At 75.0% G+C, this 14,252-nt stretch carries 10 protein-coding genes; 4 read left to right on the top strand and 6 right to left on the bottom strand.

Annotated features, from left to right (window positions below):
- The first annotated feature begins 144 nt into the window (after window positions 1-144).
- A complete protein-coding gene (locus tag AB0K80_RS11635; RefSeq protein WP_365668307.1) occupies window positions 145-4,227 on the top strand; it encodes an AAA family ATPase in 4,083 nt (1,360 codons plus the stop codon).
- A gap of 154 nt (window positions 4,228-4,381) precedes the next feature.
- On the opposite strand, the gene AB0K80_RS11630 is transcribed toward AB0K80_RS11635, so the two are convergent.
- The 3 genes from AB0K80_RS11630 to AB0K80_RS11620 form a co-directional block, all read right to left on the bottom strand.
- Window positions 4,382-4,570, bottom strand: a complete 189-nt coding sequence (locus AB0K80_RS11630) for a ferredoxin (RefSeq protein ID WP_365668305.1) — start codon at window positions 4,568-4,570, stop codon at window positions 4,382-4,384.
- A gap of 93 nt (window positions 4,571-4,663) precedes the next feature.
- Window positions 4,664-5,365: a TIGR03943 family protein gene (locus AB0K80_RS11625; protein WP_365668303.1), complete on the bottom strand. Its 702-nt coding sequence runs from the start codon at window positions 5,363-5,365 to the stop codon at window positions 4,664-4,666.
- Window positions 5,362-6,372, bottom strand: a complete 1,011-nt coding sequence (locus AB0K80_RS11620; protein ID WP_365668301.1) for a permease — start codon at window positions 6,370-6,372, stop codon at window positions 5,362-5,364. The genes AB0K80_RS11625 and AB0K80_RS11620 overlap by 4 nt, the downstream gene beginning before the upstream one ends.
- 192 nt (window positions 6,373-6,564) lie before the next feature.
- Here AB0K80_RS11620 and AB0K80_RS11615 point away from each other — a divergent pair, with 192 nt between their 5' ends.
- A complete protein-coding gene (locus tag AB0K80_RS11615) occupies window positions 6,565-8,436 on the top strand; it encodes an NAD-binding protein (protein ID WP_365668575.1) in 1,872 nt (623 codons plus the stop codon).
- A 25-nt stretch (window positions 8,437-8,461) separates the two neighbouring features.
- Here AB0K80_RS11615 and AB0K80_RS11610 read toward each other — a convergent pair whose 3' ends face one another.
- Window positions 8,462-10,333, bottom strand: a complete 1,872-nt coding sequence (locus AB0K80_RS11610) for a prolyl oligopeptidase family serine peptidase (protein WP_365668299.1) — start codon at window positions 10,331-10,333, stop codon at window positions 8,462-8,464.
- A gap of 103 nt (window positions 10,334-10,436) precedes the next feature.
- On the opposite strand from AB0K80_RS11610, the gene AB0K80_RS11605 reads away from it, so the two are divergent.
- Together AB0K80_RS11605 and AB0K80_RS11600 are read left to right on the top strand one after the other, a co-directional pair.
- On the top strand, window positions 10,437-11,261 hold the full coding sequence (locus AB0K80_RS11605) for a class I SAM-dependent methyltransferase (protein WP_365668297.1): 825 nt from the start codon (window positions 10,437-10,439) through the stop codon (window positions 11,259-11,261).
- Between the two features lie 42 nt (window positions 11,262-11,303).
- On the top strand, window positions 11,304-12,095 hold the full coding sequence (locus tag AB0K80_RS11600) for an SURF1 family protein (protein ID WP_365668295.1): 792 nt from the start codon (window positions 11,304-11,306) through the stop codon (window positions 12,093-12,095).
- Between the two features lie 28 nt (window positions 12,096-12,123).
- Here the strand turns inward: AB0K80_RS11600 and AB0K80_RS11595 are convergent, their stop codons facing one another.
- Window positions 12,124-13,332 carry a hypothetical protein gene (locus AB0K80_RS11595; RefSeq protein WP_365668293.1) on the bottom strand — a complete coding sequence of 403 codons (1,209 nt, stop codon included), beginning with the start codon at window positions 13,330-13,332 and terminating at the stop codon, window positions 12,124-12,126.
- Window positions 13,329-14,012, bottom strand: coding sequence for a SigE family RNA polymerase sigma factor (locus AB0K80_RS11590; RefSeq protein WP_365668292.1), 684 nt, complete (start codon window positions 14,010-14,012; stop codon window positions 13,329-13,331). The genes AB0K80_RS11595 and AB0K80_RS11590 overlap by 4 nt, the downstream gene beginning before the upstream one ends.
- Between the last annotated feature and the right edge of the window lie 240 nt (window positions 14,013-14,252).

Here is a 14,252-nt window from a genome sequence, read left to right as displayed (position 1 = left end):
CCGTGCGTCACGATCCTGCCCGCTGGTGTTCACACCGAGGAGGCTGCGGTGTCCGGACCAGGACTAACCCGCAGGTCAGGCGTATAAAGTGAGTTTTCCGGTCCGGAAGGTCCGTCCGGAGTGCGAGGTGGGGGGAGGTACGGGGTGGGGACCTCGGGTGCCGGCACAGGAGCACGCACGGCCTTCGCGGAACGCCTCGCCCTGCTCTACAGGGAAGCCGGCAACCCGCCCCTCAAGCGGGTGTCCGAGGCGGTCGGGCGGCTCCAGCGGGTCGACGAGCGCGGGCGGCCGGTCCGGGTGTCCGCCCAGCGGATCAGCGACTGGCGGCGGGCCAGGAACGTACCCGCCCAGTTCGCCGCCCTCGCGGCGGTGCTCCAGGTCCTGATCCCCCAGGCGCGGCGCGCCCGGCCCACCCCCGTGTCGCCGGGCCTGTACGACCTGGCCCACTGGCAGCGGTTGTGGGAGCGGGCGCTGGCCGACCCGGTGGGCGACCGGCCCGCGCCGGACACCGAGGAGGAGGGGCCGGCGGAGGCGGCGGTGCCCGGGGGCGTGTGCCCGTACCGGGGGCTGGCCTCCTACCGGCAGCAGGACGCCCGGTGGTTCTTCGGCCGGGAGCGCAGCACCCAGGCCCTGGTCGGCCAGTTGCGGGCCGCCCGGGCCGGCGGCGGGCTGGTGATGCTGGTGGGCGCCTCGGGCGCCGGCAAGTCCTCGCTGCTGAACGCGGGGCTGGTACCCGCGCTGCGCGAGGGCGCGCTGAGTGACGGCGACGGCCCGCCGGGTGAGGTGGTGCAGCTGGTGCCCGGCGCCGATCCGCTGGCGGAGCTGACCCGGCGCATACCCGACCTCGCACCCGTCCTGGCCGGAGCGGGACCGCCCCCTGCCGCGACGGCACCGGCCGAAGAGCCCGGCCCACCCGGATCCCCCGAGGACACGGGCATCAGCACACGACCGAGCACGGACCCCGGCCCCGACACCCCCGGCTTCGCCGCCGCCGTGCGCGAAGCCGTCCTCGCCTGGGCGCGCCGCTCGCAACCCTCAGCCGGGCGGCCCGTCGTCATCGTGGACCAGTTCGAGGAGACCTTCACCCTGTGCGCCGAGGAGACCGACCGGCGTACGTTCATCCGGGCCCTGCACGCCGCCTGCACCCCGGCCGGTCCCGGCGAGCCGGTCCCCGCGGTCGCGGTCATCGGCGTCCGGGCCGACTTCTACGAGCAGTGCCTCGCCCACCCGGAGCTGGCCGACGCGCTCCAGCACCGGCCCCTGGTGCTCGGGCCGCTGACCACGGCGGAACTGCGCGAGGCGGTCACCGGCCCGGCCAAGGCCGTCGGGCTGGAGCTGGAGCCGGGGCTGGCGGAGCTGATCGTGCGGGAGGTGAGCGCCGACGGCCCGCGCGGGGCGCACGACGCGGGCGTGCTGCCGCTGCTGTCGCACGCCCTGCTCGCCACCTGGCAGCGGCGCAAGGCGGGGAAGCTGACCCTGGCGGGCTACCGGGCGGCCGGCGGCATCCAGGGTGCGGTGGCGGCGACCGCCGAGCGGGCCTGGTCCGGACTCGACCCGGCGGGACGTACGGCCGCCCGCCTGCTGCTGCTGAGGCTGGTCCGGCTCAGTGAGGACACCCAGGCCACCCGGAGGCGTGGCACCCGGCGGCAGCTGGCGCAGGAGTCGGCGGACCCCGGCAAGACCGAGGAGTCGCTGGAGGCGCTGGTCCGGGCCCGGCTGGTGACGCTCGACGCGGAGACGGTGGAGATCACGCACGAGGCGCTGCTGCACGCCTGGCCCCGGCTGCGGGAGTGGATCGAGGAGGACCGGCAGGGCCATCTGCTGCGCCAGCGGCTGGAGGAGGACGGCCGGGCCTGGGAGGACTCGGGCCGGGACGCCTCGCTGCTGTACCGGGGGTCGCGGCTGGAGCAGGCCCACACCTGGGCGCGGTCGGCCGGGGACACGTTCCTGACCCGCAGCGCGGCCCAGTTCCTGGCCGCCTCGGTGCGGCTGCGGCGGCGTACGGTGCTGATCAGCCGCGGCGCGGTGGCGGCCCTGGTGGTGCTGGCGGTGCTGGCCGTCGGGTCGGCGGTGCTGGCCTGGCAGCAGCGCAACGACGCGGTGTTCGAGCAGGTCGTCGCCGAGGCCGACCGCTTCCAGTACACGGACCCCTCGCTGTCCGCCCAGATCGACCTGGTCGCCCACCGGCTGCGGCCCGGCGACGAGGGCACCCGCAACCGGCTGGTCTCCATCGTCAACGCGCCCCTGGCCACGCCGCTGCGCGGCCACACCGGCGCCGTCTACCTCACCTCCTTCAGCCCGGACGGGCACCTGCTGGCCACCGCCAGCTACGACCGCACCGTCCGGTTGTGGGACGTGTCGGACCGGAGCCGTCCCGAGCCCCTCGGCCCGCCCCTGACGGGCCCGACGAGCTGGGTGAGCAGCGCGGTGTTCAGCCCGGACGGCGACACCCTGGCCACCGCCGGGGACGACGGCACGATCCGGCTGTGGGACGTGCGCGACCCCCGCCGGCCGGCCCGGCTGGGCACGCCCCTGGCCGGTCGTCAGGGCACCATCTACCTGGTCGCCTTCAGCCCGGACGGCCGTACCCTGGCCGCCGCCGGCGAGGACGGCACCGTGCGCCTGTGGGACGTCACCGACCCGGCCCGGCCCGGGCGGGCGGCCACCCTGACCGGGCACCGCGCGGCCGTGCGGTCGGTGGCGTTCAGCCCGGACGGCCGCACCCTGGCGGCGGGCGGCGACGACAACACGGTCCGGCTGTGGAACACCGCCGACCCGCGCCGGCCGAAGCCGGTCGGCCCGGCCCTGACCGGCCACACGGACCTGGTGCACTCCGTGGCCTTCAGCCCCGACGGCCGCACCCTGGCCAGCGGCAGCGCGGACGACACCGTACGGCTGTGGGACGTGGCCGACCCGGCGCGCGCCGCCGCGCTCGGCTCGCCGCTGACCGGCCACACCGGGCCCGTCTGGTCGGTGGCGTTCAGCCCGGACGGCAGCACGCTCGCCGCGGCCAGCGCGGACTCCACGGCCAGCCTGTGGAACGTCAGCGACCCGGCGTACCCCTCGCAGGTCGGCGAGCCGCTCGCGGGCGGCAGCGGCGAGATGTACGCCCTCGGCTTCAGTCCCGACGGGCGGACCCTGGCCACCGGCAGCGGCGACAGCAAGGTCCGGCTGTGGTCGATCCCCGCCTCGGACATGATCGGCAGTACGGGGGCGTTCCGGCCGGACGGGCGGGTGCTGGCCACCGCCGCGCGCGACGGCCGGATCCGGCTGTGGAACGTGACGGCGCACGGGCGTCCCGTGCCGATGGGCCGGCCGTTCATGGCCGCCGACGGCGACCAGCGCACCCTCGTGTTCTCCCCCGACGGCCGCACCCTCGCGGTCCTCACGGGCAACCGCACGGTGTACCTGTGGAACGTCGCCGACCCCGCCCGGCCGGTCGCCCACGGGCGGCCCGTGCCGCTGCGGACCCGGTTCATGGGCCCCGACGCGCTCGCCTACAGCCCCGACGGGCACACCCTGGCCACCGCGTACGACGACCGCACCATCCAGCTGTGGAACGTCCGTGATCCCGCCCGCCCCGTTCCGCTCGGCCCGCCGCTCACCGGCCACAAGGGGTTCGTCAACGCCCTCCAGTTCAGCCCGGACGGCCGCACCCTCGCCAGCGGCAGCGCCGACGGCACCATCCGGCTGTGGAAGGTGACCGACCCCCGGCACACGGTTGCGCTGGGCCGGCCGCTGACGGGCCATCAAGGGCCGGTCAACGTGCTCGCCTTCGGCCCGGACGGCCGCACCCTCGCCAGCGGCAGCGACGACGACACGGTCCGGCTGTGGCACTTCGCCGGCTCCGCCGGCGCCACGCGCCCGGCCGCCACCCTCACCGGGCACACCGAGGCGGTGGCCTCCCTCACCTTCAGCCGGGACGGCCGCACCCTGGCCAGCGGCGGCAACGACAACACCATCCGGCTGTGGAACGTCGCGACCCCGTCCGAGGCCTCCCCCATCGGCCAGTCCCTGAGCCCGAACGCCAGGACCGGCAACTTCCTGTCCTTCCGGCCCCACAGCCAGATGCTCGGGGTCTCCAGCGGCGCCGGCACGGTCCGGCTGTGGGACCTGGACGTCGACGCGGCCATCGCGCGCATCTGCGCGGCGACCCGGGGCGTGCTGACCCCGGAGCGCTGGCACGAGTACCTGCCGCGCCTGTCGTACGACCCGCCCTGCGAGTAGCCGCCGGTGAGACCGGTCACAGCGCCGTGGCCCGCTCCAGCGGTCCGCCCCCGCCGCGGCAGTGGCCTTGTTAGTCTTGGCCACAGCCCGATCGCTGGTGCTTCCCCCGTCGCCAGCGGTCGGGCCTTTGCATGACCCGGGCCGTTCCCGGCCGCTACTCGCCGAGGCCGATCGCCTGGGCCGGGCACTTCTCGGCCGCCTCCCGCACCCGCGGGTCGTCGCCGGTGTCCTGCTGTCCCGGCAGGACGGCTCCGAGGCCGTCCACCACCGTGAAGACGGACGGGACCCGGTAGGCGCAGTCGCCCGAGCCGTAGCACAGCTCGCGGTCCAGGAAGATCTTCATGTGCGCTCCCCTCGCAGTGACAGCCTCACGGCGTCACTGCCCGGCCCGCCACCCGCCCAACCCGCCTGCCGCTCAGGCACCTTGACGGGATCGTCAGGTGTTCCACGTCTCGTCGTACGGGTCGGACGGCGCCCGGACCGGCCGGGCCTCGGTGACCTGGAGGTAGGGGATCGGGCCGTTGTTCACCGGGTCCTTGGTGCGCCGGGGCGTGTAGGTGCCGGTGACCTCCAGCCAGGTGTCGGGCGGAAGGACCGGGGGGATGCGGCCGGTCAGGGCGATCTTGACGGGCTGGGCGTCGGCGGCGCAGCAGTTGAGGGCCATGCGCACCAGGTAGGGGGTGCCCGCCCGGTCCACGGCGACGAAGCCCGTGACCCGCACCGTACGGCCGCGCAGGGAGCGCTCGTCGTAGACGGCCCGGCCCGCGTAGTCGGCCACGCTGAGGCGCAGCGTGCCGGTGGCGGGAAGGCCGGGGAAACCCAAGGGCTTTTGCAGGGCCGTGCCCGTGTGGGTGGCGCTGTAGGAGCCGAGGGCGGGCGGGGCGACCAGGATCAGCGCGAGGACGGGCAGGGCCAGCAGCCAGGAGATGCGCGGTTCGTGGTGGTGGCCGGCCGGGTGCGGGCGGCGGCGTTCGTACCAGAGCGTCGCCAGCGCCGTCGCGATCAGCGCCACGCCCGCCAGCAGGAGCAGCGGGCGCAGGCCCGCCTTGACGTAGCGCAGGTACAGGTCGGTCGCGCCCGCGTGCAGCACGGTCGCGCCGAGCAGGAACAGCAGGGCGGCCTGCGCGTGCCGGTTCACAGCAGCACCGCCCCGGTCAGCACCGACACGGCGACGGCCAGGACGAAGGTCGCCGGTGCGAAGCGCAGCGCGAAGGAGCGGCCGAAGGTGCCCGCCTGCATGGCGAACAGCTTCAGGTCGATCATCGGGCCCACCACCAGGAAGGCCAGCCGGGCCGTCAGCGAGAACTGGGTCAGGGAGGCGGCGACGAACGCGTCCGCCTCCGAGCAGATCGACAGCAGGACCGCGAGGACCGCGAGCGCCAGGACGGACAGGACCGGGTGGTCCGCCGTGACGCGCAGCCAGCCCGCCGGGACGACGGCCTTGAGGGTGGCGGCGGCCATCGCGCCGACCACCAGGAACCCGCCCGCGTGCAGCACGTCGTGCCGGACCGACCCCCAGAACGCCGCTCCCCTGCCCTGTCCCTCGTACGAGGCCCGCTCGGGCGGGCGCAGCCAGTCGGGGCGGCCCAGGCGGTGCCACAGCCAGCCCATCGCGCACGCCACCAGCAGGCTCGCCACGAACCGGGCCGGGACCATCTCCGGGTCGCGGGGGAACGCCACGGCCGTCGCCGTCAGCACCACCGGGTTGATGGCGGGGGCCGACAGCAGGAACGCCAGCGCCGCCGCCGGTGTGACGCCCCTGCGCACCAGCGCCCCGGCCACCGGCACCGACGCGCACTCGCAGCCCGGCAGCACCGCGCCCGCCACCCCGGCCACCGGCACCGCCAGCACCGGCCGCTTCGGCAACGCGCGGGCGAAGAACGACGGCGGTACGAACACCGCGATCGCCGCCGACAGCAGCACCCCCAGCACCAGGAACGGCAGGGCCTGCACCAGCACCGCGACGAACACCGTCATCCAGCTCTGCATCACCGGCGCGGACAGCGCCCGGCGCACCGGGTCCTGCAGCATCACGGCCAGCACCAGCACGAGGGTGAGCAGGAGAGGGGAGTTGAGGTGCCGGGCCTGGGCCGGCCGGTCCGCGTCCGCGTGTTCGCCGGTCCCCGGCGGGGTGTGCTTCGTCATGACCACGGGCGGGGTACCTCCGGGTGGTGCGGCCGGGATGCGCGGGAATCCCTCCCCTTCCTTACGGCCGGCAGGGCAGGGCCGTTCAGCGCGGCCGCCGTCCCCTGTGGAACCACCCGTCCCGGTGAGGCAGTCTTCTTCCTCGTGGGGAGCGTTCCGAACCAGGGTCCGCCGGGTGACCCGGCGACGCACATGGTGGTGTGCGGAGACGACGGTCTCGCGCACCGGCTCGCGGCCGAACTGCGCGGGGTGTACGGCGAACAGGTCACGCTCGTCGTGCCGTCCTCCCGGCATGCCGGGCGGCAGCCCGCGGCCGGGCGGGCCCGGGCCGCCTCCGCGGCGCTCCTGGACCGGGTCCGGGTGGTGAGCGCGGCCGTCAACCGGGCGGGCGGCAACGGCGGTGAGCCCGGCGGTGCGGCGGAGCGGGTCATCGAGGCCCCCGAGCTCACCGAGGCCGTGCTCGCCGAGGCGGGTGTGGAGCGGGCCGCCGCCCTGGCCCTGGTGTACGACGACGACGAGACCAACATCCGCGCCGCCCTCACCGCCCGCCGCCTCAACCCGCGGCTGCGGCTGGTGCTGCGGCTGTACAACCGCCGGCTCGGCCAGCACATCGAGGAACTCCTCGACCAGGCCGCCGCGTTGGCGACGGGCGGCACCCCGGGTCCGGCCGGCGACGCGTCCACGACCGTGCTGTCCGACGCCGACACGGCCGCGCCCGCCCTGGCCGCCACCGCCCTCGCCGGCACCAGCAAGGTCGTCCAGACGGACGGGCTGGTGCTGCGCGCGGTGGAACGGCAGCCGCCCCGGCCCGGGGAGGAGGTGGCCGACCCGGGCATGTGCACGCTGGCGCTGCTCTCCGCGACCAGCAACGACCCGGCCGGATCGGACGGTTCGGAGGGCAGCGGCGAGCAGGGGCCGCGGCTGCTGCCCGACTCCGCGGCGGTGGCGGCGGCGACCGGGCGCGGCGCGATCATGCTGGAGCAGGTGTCGTACTCGGGTCCCGCGCTGCCGCCCGGCCGCGGCGGTGTCCCGCCGTTCGCCTCCTTCTTCTCCCGGCGGCTGCGCTGGTCGCTGGCCGGGCTGGTGGGCTGTGTGGTCGCGCTGGCCGTCGCGCTGTCGGTGGTGACCGGCGAGCACTTCCTGTACGCCACGTACCTCACGCTCCTCGACCTGTTCGCCATCAACGACCCCGCCCTGCACCAGCCCACCGCCCGTCAGGTCCTGCAACTCCTCTCCGGTCTGGTCGGGTTGCTGCTGCTTCCGGTGCTGCTGGCGGCGGTGCTGGAGGCGCTCGGCACCTTCCGCAGCGCCTCCGCCCTGCGCAAACCGCCGCGCGGGCTGGGCGGGCACGTCGTCCTGCTCGGCCTCGGCAAGATCGGCACCCGGGTGCTGACCCGGCTGCGGGAACTGCAGATCCCCGTGGTGTGCGTCGAGGCCGACCCCGAGGCGCGGGGCCTGGCCACGGCCCGGCGGCTGCGGGTGCCGGTGGTGCTCGGGGACGTCACCCAGGAGGGCGTCCTGGAGGCCGCCAAGATCCATCGGGCGCACGCCCTGCTCGCGGTGACCAGCGCGGACACCACCAACCTGGAGGCCGTGCTGTACGCGCGGTCCGTCCGCCCCGACCTGCGGGTGGTGCTGCGCCTGTACGACGACGACTTCGCCACCGCCGTGTACCGCACCCTGCGCGCCGCCCATCCGCACGCCCTGACCCGCAGCCGGAGCGTGTCCCACCTGGCGGCTCCGGCGTTCGCCGGGGCGATGCTGGGCCGTCAGATCCTCGGGGCGATCCCCGTGGAGCGGCGGGTGCTGCTGTTCGCCGCGGTGCGGGTCGGCGGGCATCCGCAGCTGGAGGGCCGGACGGTGGGCGAGGCCTTCCGGGCCGGGGCGTGGCGGGTGCTGGCGCTGGACGTGCGGGGGGAGGAGGGCAGGGGTTCCTCCGGGCTGGTGTGGGACCTGCCCGAGACGTACGTCCTGCGCGGCGAGGACCGGGTGGTGCTGGCGGCCACCCGGCGGGGGCTCGCGGAGTTGCTGGGGCGGCGGAGGCGGGAGCGGACCGTGTCCTGAACACCCCGCCCCGCCGCAGGAGCTGTCACACCTGGGCCTTCTTGAGGTGCCGCTCCGCGAACTCCAGCTCCAGCCGCACCTGCTTGATGCGCTCGTCCACCACCAGGGAGCCGTGCCCGGCGTCGTAGCGGTACACCTCGTGCACCGCGCCCCTGGCCTCGAGGCGTTTGACGTAGTTCTCGATCTGGCGGATCGGGCAGCGCGGGTCGTTGACGCCGGCCGAGATGTAGACCGGGGCCTTGACCTGGTCGACGTAGGTGATCGGGGAGGAGGCCTCGAAGCGCTCCGGGACCTCCTCCGGGGTGCCGCCGAGCAGGGTGCGGTCCAGCGCCTTCAGCGCCTCCATCTCGTCGTGGTACGCGGTGACGTAGTCGGCGACCGGGACGGCGGCGATGCCCAGCGTCCACGCGTCCGGCTGGACGCCCAGGCCGAGCAGGGTGAGGTAGCCGCCCCAGGAACCGCCGGTGAGGATCAGACGGTCGGGGTCGGCCAGGCCCGAGGTGACGGCCCACTCGCGGACCGCCGCGATGTCCTCCAGCTCGATCAGGCCGACCCGGTGCTTCAGGGCGTCCGTCCAGGCGCGGCCGTAGCCCGTCGAGCCGCGGTAGTTGACCCGGACGACCGCGTAGCCGTGGTCCACCCAGGCCGCCGGGCCCGCCGCGAAGGAGTCGCTGTCGTGCCAGGTGGGCCCGCCGTGGATGTCGAAGACGGTGGGGAGCGGGCCGGTGGCGCCCGCCGGTTTCTGGACGAGGGCGTGGATACGGCCGCCGGGGCCCTCCACCCACACGTCCTGAACCGGCACCGAACCCGGCGACTTCATCCCGGGCGGGTCCAGCACCACCCCGCCGGCCGTGGACCGCACCGCCGACGGCTCGGCGGCCGACGACCACAGGTACTCCACGCTGCCGTCGGGCCGGGCCGTCGCCCCCGACACCGTGCCCGGCGGGGTCGGCACACGCTCCAGCTCGCGCCGCGCCAGGTCGTAGCGGTACATCTCGCTGCGCGCCTCGAAGCTGTGCACGATGAGCAGGCCCGAGCCGTCCGGGTACCACTCGGCGCTCACGTCGCCGGGCAGCTCCAGGGCCAGGTCGCTCTCCTCACCCGTGGCCACGTCCCACACCAGCGGCTCCCAGCGTCCGCGCCGCTGGTGCCCGACGAGCAGACGCGTGTCACCGGCGACGGGCGCGAAGCCCAGCACCTCCAGGCCCAGCTCCTCGGCGCCGCCCTTGGTGTCGTCGAGCTCGGCGACCGTGGTGCCGTCGGGGCGCAGCACGCGCAGCGCGGAGTGCATGGCGTCGCCGTGCTCGGTGTGCTCGATCGCGATGAGCGAGCCGTCGTGGGAGAGGTCGCCGACGCCCGCGGACTCGCGGTGCCGGTAGATCTCCACCGGGTCCTGGCCGTCCCGCACGAGGTGGATCGTCGTGCCGTCCTCGTCCGTGGAGCGGCCCACCACCGCCGTGCGCCCGTCCCGGCCGAGGGCGAGGCCCGCCGGGTAGGACGGGTCCAGGCCGGGCGCGGCGACCTCGTCGGCACCGCCTTCGAAGGGCTGGCGGCGCCACACGCCGAACTCGTCGCCGTCCTTGTCGTCGAACCACCAGATCCACCGGCCGTCCGGGGAGAGCACGCCGTCCGTCGTGCCGTTCGGCCGGTCGGTCACCTGGCGCTGCCGGCCGGTCGACCGGTCCCAGGCGTACAGCTCGTACGTCCCCGTCGCGTTCGACACGAACAGGGAGCGGTCGGGTGCGTCCTCCGCCCAGTCCGGCAGGGAGACCCTCGGCGCCCGGAAGCGCTTCTCCCAGTCCGGCATCTCCTCGCCGTACCCCATGTGCCCGCCTTGCTCCTCGTGGCTCCGGTGCTCCCGCTGCTCGCGTGCGCCGGACCCGTTGCGCTCAGTCATGGCCCCATACTGCACGCCCGCTCCGACAATTCGCTGGCGAGCTGCACAGCCTGTGGATAACCTCCACCGGTCCCACCCGTCCCGCAGGTCAGAAGGGTCCCCGATGTACTCCCCCACCCCGTCCGACTGGCGCGAGGCCAACCGTGCCCACTGGGACGAGCGCGCCGAGGTGCACGCCACGAGCGCGTACTACGACCTCGACGGTTTCCGGGCCGGCGCCGACCCGCTGCGCGCCTTCGAGCTGGCCGAGGTGGGCGACGTCACCGGCCGCACGCTGCTGCACCTGCAGTGCCACATCGGGCTCGACACCCTGTCCTGGGCCCGGCACGGCGCGTCCCGCGTGGTCGGCCTGGACTTCTCGCCGCGGGCCGTCGAGACGGCTCGCGGCCTCGCCGCCGACCTGGGACTCGGCCCGGAGCGGGCGGCCTTCGTCACGGCCGACGTCTACGACGCGGCCGAAGCCGTACCGGAGGAGTCGTACGACATCGTCTACACGGGCGTCGGCGCGCTGTGCTGGCTGCCGGACCTCACCCGCTGGGCGCGCACGGCCGCCTCGCTGGTGGCGCCCGGCGGGTTCCTCTACCTCGCCGAGTTCCATCCGCTCGCCGACATCCTCGACGACGAGACCGGCTCCCGGATCACCCACGACTACTTCGCCCGGGACGCCTGGGTCGAGGACACGCCGGGCACGTACGCGGCCCAGGACGCCGCCACCCGCCACAACCGCCGCGTGGAGTGGCAGCACCCGCTCGGCGAGGTCGTCTCCGCGCTCGCCGCGGCCGGGCTGCGCCTGGAGTTCCTGCACGAGCACGACGTGTCGCTGTTCCGGAGGTTCGGGTGCTTCGAGGTGCGCGACGGCTACTACCGCTATCCGGCGGACCGGCCGCGCATCCCGCTGATGTACTCGCTGCGGGCGGCCAAGGCCTGACCCGGGGCCCGGGCGGCCGTCCGGCCCCCGTACCGTGGGGGTGTGTACCGGTTTCTGCTGACGCCCCGCTGGTGGGGGATCAACGTCTTCGTGCTGCTCGCCATCCCGTTCTGCGTCTTCATGGGGTCGTGGCAGCTGGGCCGGTTCGAGGACCGGGTGCAGGAGGACCGCAGCGCGAGCGAGCAGGTCGCCTCGGCCCGGCGGGAGGCGCCCCGGCCGCTGGACGAGCTGCTGCCCGTGACCAAGGCCACCTCCGGCAAGCAGGTCACCGCCACCGGCCGGTACGGCACGCAGTTGCTGGTACCCGGCCGGGAGCTGGACGGCAGGCAGGGCTACTACGTGCTGACGCTGCTGCGCACCGGCTCCGGCAAGGCGCTGCCGGTCGTACGGGGCTGGCTGCCCGGCACCCCCGATGCGGCGAAGGCACCCGCGCCGCCCACCGGGCAGGTCACGGTCACCGGCGCGCTCCAGGCGTCCGAGACGCCCGGCGACAACGGCGTCAGCGCCCGGGGCGGGCTGCCGCCCGGGCAGACCGCGGCGATCAGCGCGGCCTCGCTGATCAACCTGGTGCCCTACGACGTGTACGACGCCTGGGTCACGCTGAACCGGGCCGACGCGGGCATGAAGGCGGTGCCGGCGAGCGCGCCGCAGAACACCGGGCTCGACCTGAAGGCCTTCCAGAACCTGGGCTACACCGCCGAGTGGTTCGCCTTCGTCGGGTTCGTGATCTTCATGTGGTTCCGGTTGCTGCGGCGCGAGATCGAGTTCGCGCGCGACGCCGAGCTGGGGCTGGTCCCGGACGAGCAGCGGGACCGCAGCCCGTCCGGGGTGTGAGACCGGGGTTCTCCTCGGTCGCCGGCCCTCAGGACCCGGCCAGCAGGCCCGTCCAGTACACGGTCCCCGCGCAGGCGTTGGGCACCGTGACCGTCGCCGCGCCGGAGCCGGTCTGCGGGGTGTAGGTCACCGCGACGCTGCCGTCGACCGTGCCGTCCTCCCTGACCAGCTGCGGGGCCGTGCCCGTGGTGCCGTCGGTGGTGGTGCCGCCGGCCGTGGTGGTGGGGTCCTCGGTGGGCGTCGGGTCGGGGGTGGGATCAGTCCCGCCCGTGCCGCCGCCGTCGGTGGTGCCGCCGCCGTCGGCGGGGCAGGTGGCGGAGGGCACCCAGGCGAACTTCACCTCGTACGCCGCGCCCGGCGCCAGCACCAGCTGGGCGGCGTCCAGCGACGGGTCGGGCAGCAGTCCGGCGGCCGCGTCCCCGGCCACGTGCCGGGCCGAGCCGACCCGGGACGGGTCGGCGGCGCCCTGCGCGAAGGCGCTCACACCGCCGGGGGCGGTGACCGTGCAGGAGGCGGTGGAGACGTTGGCGACCCGGAAGGAGCCGTAGACGGCGCCGGTGGAGTCGGGGGCGCCGCTGCTGCCGGCGGCGGGGCCGAGCTGCGCGGCCGTACACAGGGGCAGGCCCGCCGGGGTGCCGGCGGAGGGGCCGGTGCCCTGGGACGTGCCGCTGCCGGTTCCGGTGCCCTTGCCCCGGCCCTTGTCCTTCTTCTGGTCTTTGCCCTTGTCCTGGGGCTTGTCGCCGGTGCCGCCGGAGGTGGACTCGCCGCCGTCCGGTCCCTTGCCCTGGGTCGCGCCGCCCTGGGTCTGCGAGGCGTGGCCGGCGACGGACGGGTTGGCGTCGGAGCCGGCGGTGTTGGAGACGTGCACCAGGGCGGGGACGGCGGTGCACACGAAGAGGGCGGCGGCGGCCATGCCGACGGCGGCCTGCCGCTTGCGGGCCCGCCGGGCGGGTACCGCCCGCCGCAGGTACTCCAGGGTGCCGTCGCGCGGCTCCACCTCCTGCACCGCCTGCTGCAGCATCCTGCGCAGGGCCAGCTCGTCCGAGCCGAACCCCTCGGGGTCCTGGTCGTCGGGGCCGTGGTTCACAGTTTCGTTCCCAGCGTGCGATTGCTTCGGCTCTTGTCCGTCCAGCCGCGGCCGCTCCGGCCCCCGCCCGGGCGGCCGCGTCGGCTCGTGCCACTCGAAGGGCTCGTGGCGGTCGCGTCCGTCGCGCCGCGCCTCGTTGCCGTCGCTCATGCCGGCGCCTCCATGGCGATCCGGAGCGCCGCGATGCCGCGCGAGCCGTACGCCTTGACCGAGCCCAGCGATATGCCGAGCGTCTCGGCGACCTGCGCCTCGGTCATGTCCGCGAAGTAGCGCAGCACCAGCACCTCGCGCTGGCGGCGCTGCAGGCCCTTCATCGCCTTGATGAGGGAGTCGCGCTCCAGCTGGTCGTAGGCACCCTCCTCGGCGCTGGCCATGTCGGGCATGGGCTTCGACAGCAGCTTCAGGCCGAGGATGCGGCGGCGCAGCGCCGAACGCGACAGGTTGACGACCGTCTGGCGCAGGTAGGCCAGGGTCTTCTCGGGGTCGCGGACGCGTTTGCGGGCCGAGTGGACACGGATGAACGCCTCCTGGACGACGTCCTCGCAGGAGGCCGTGTCGTCGAGGAGGAGCGCGGCGAGACCCAGCAGCGAGCGGTAGTGCGCGCGGTAGGTCTCGGTGAGGTGGTCGACGGTGGTGCCGGCCGCCACGGTGTCGTCGGCGTGCTCCGCGCCGTCACGCTGACTGGGTATGCGGGCCGGCCGCGCTGCGGGCATGGGCGCGATCACCGGCATGCCACCGGGCGCGCCGGGCATGCGGGGTCGGAGAGCCGCCGGGCGGGGCGGCCGTAGGGCCGTGCCGCGCGCTGCCACAAAGTCGAGAACCTCTGCCACGCCAGTTGGACACGCTCACCCCCGTCAGGGTTGTACGTGCCGGGCGTCACTTTCGCGTCGGCCGTCGCCGGCGGCCGTCTTCCCGCGTCAGGCAGCACGTCCGACAGCGCCTCGATTGCCCTCATGCGTCCCGCTCTTCCCCTGTTATCCAATGTGAACGGACGTCCCCACGCCCGGTTCCAGGCGTCCCCACGCCTGAAAGAGCCCCCACGCCCACGAAGGGGTGACCGCAAAGACGCT

It is taken from the genome of Streptomyces sp. NPDC052682, from assembly GCF_040678435.1.
Taxonomy (GTDB): domain Bacteria; phylum Actinomycetota; class Actinomycetes; order Streptomycetales; family Streptomycetaceae; genus Streptomyces.
The sequence above is the reverse complement of the archived record's forward strand: the minus strand, read 5'-3'. Positions and strand labels throughout refer to the sequence as shown.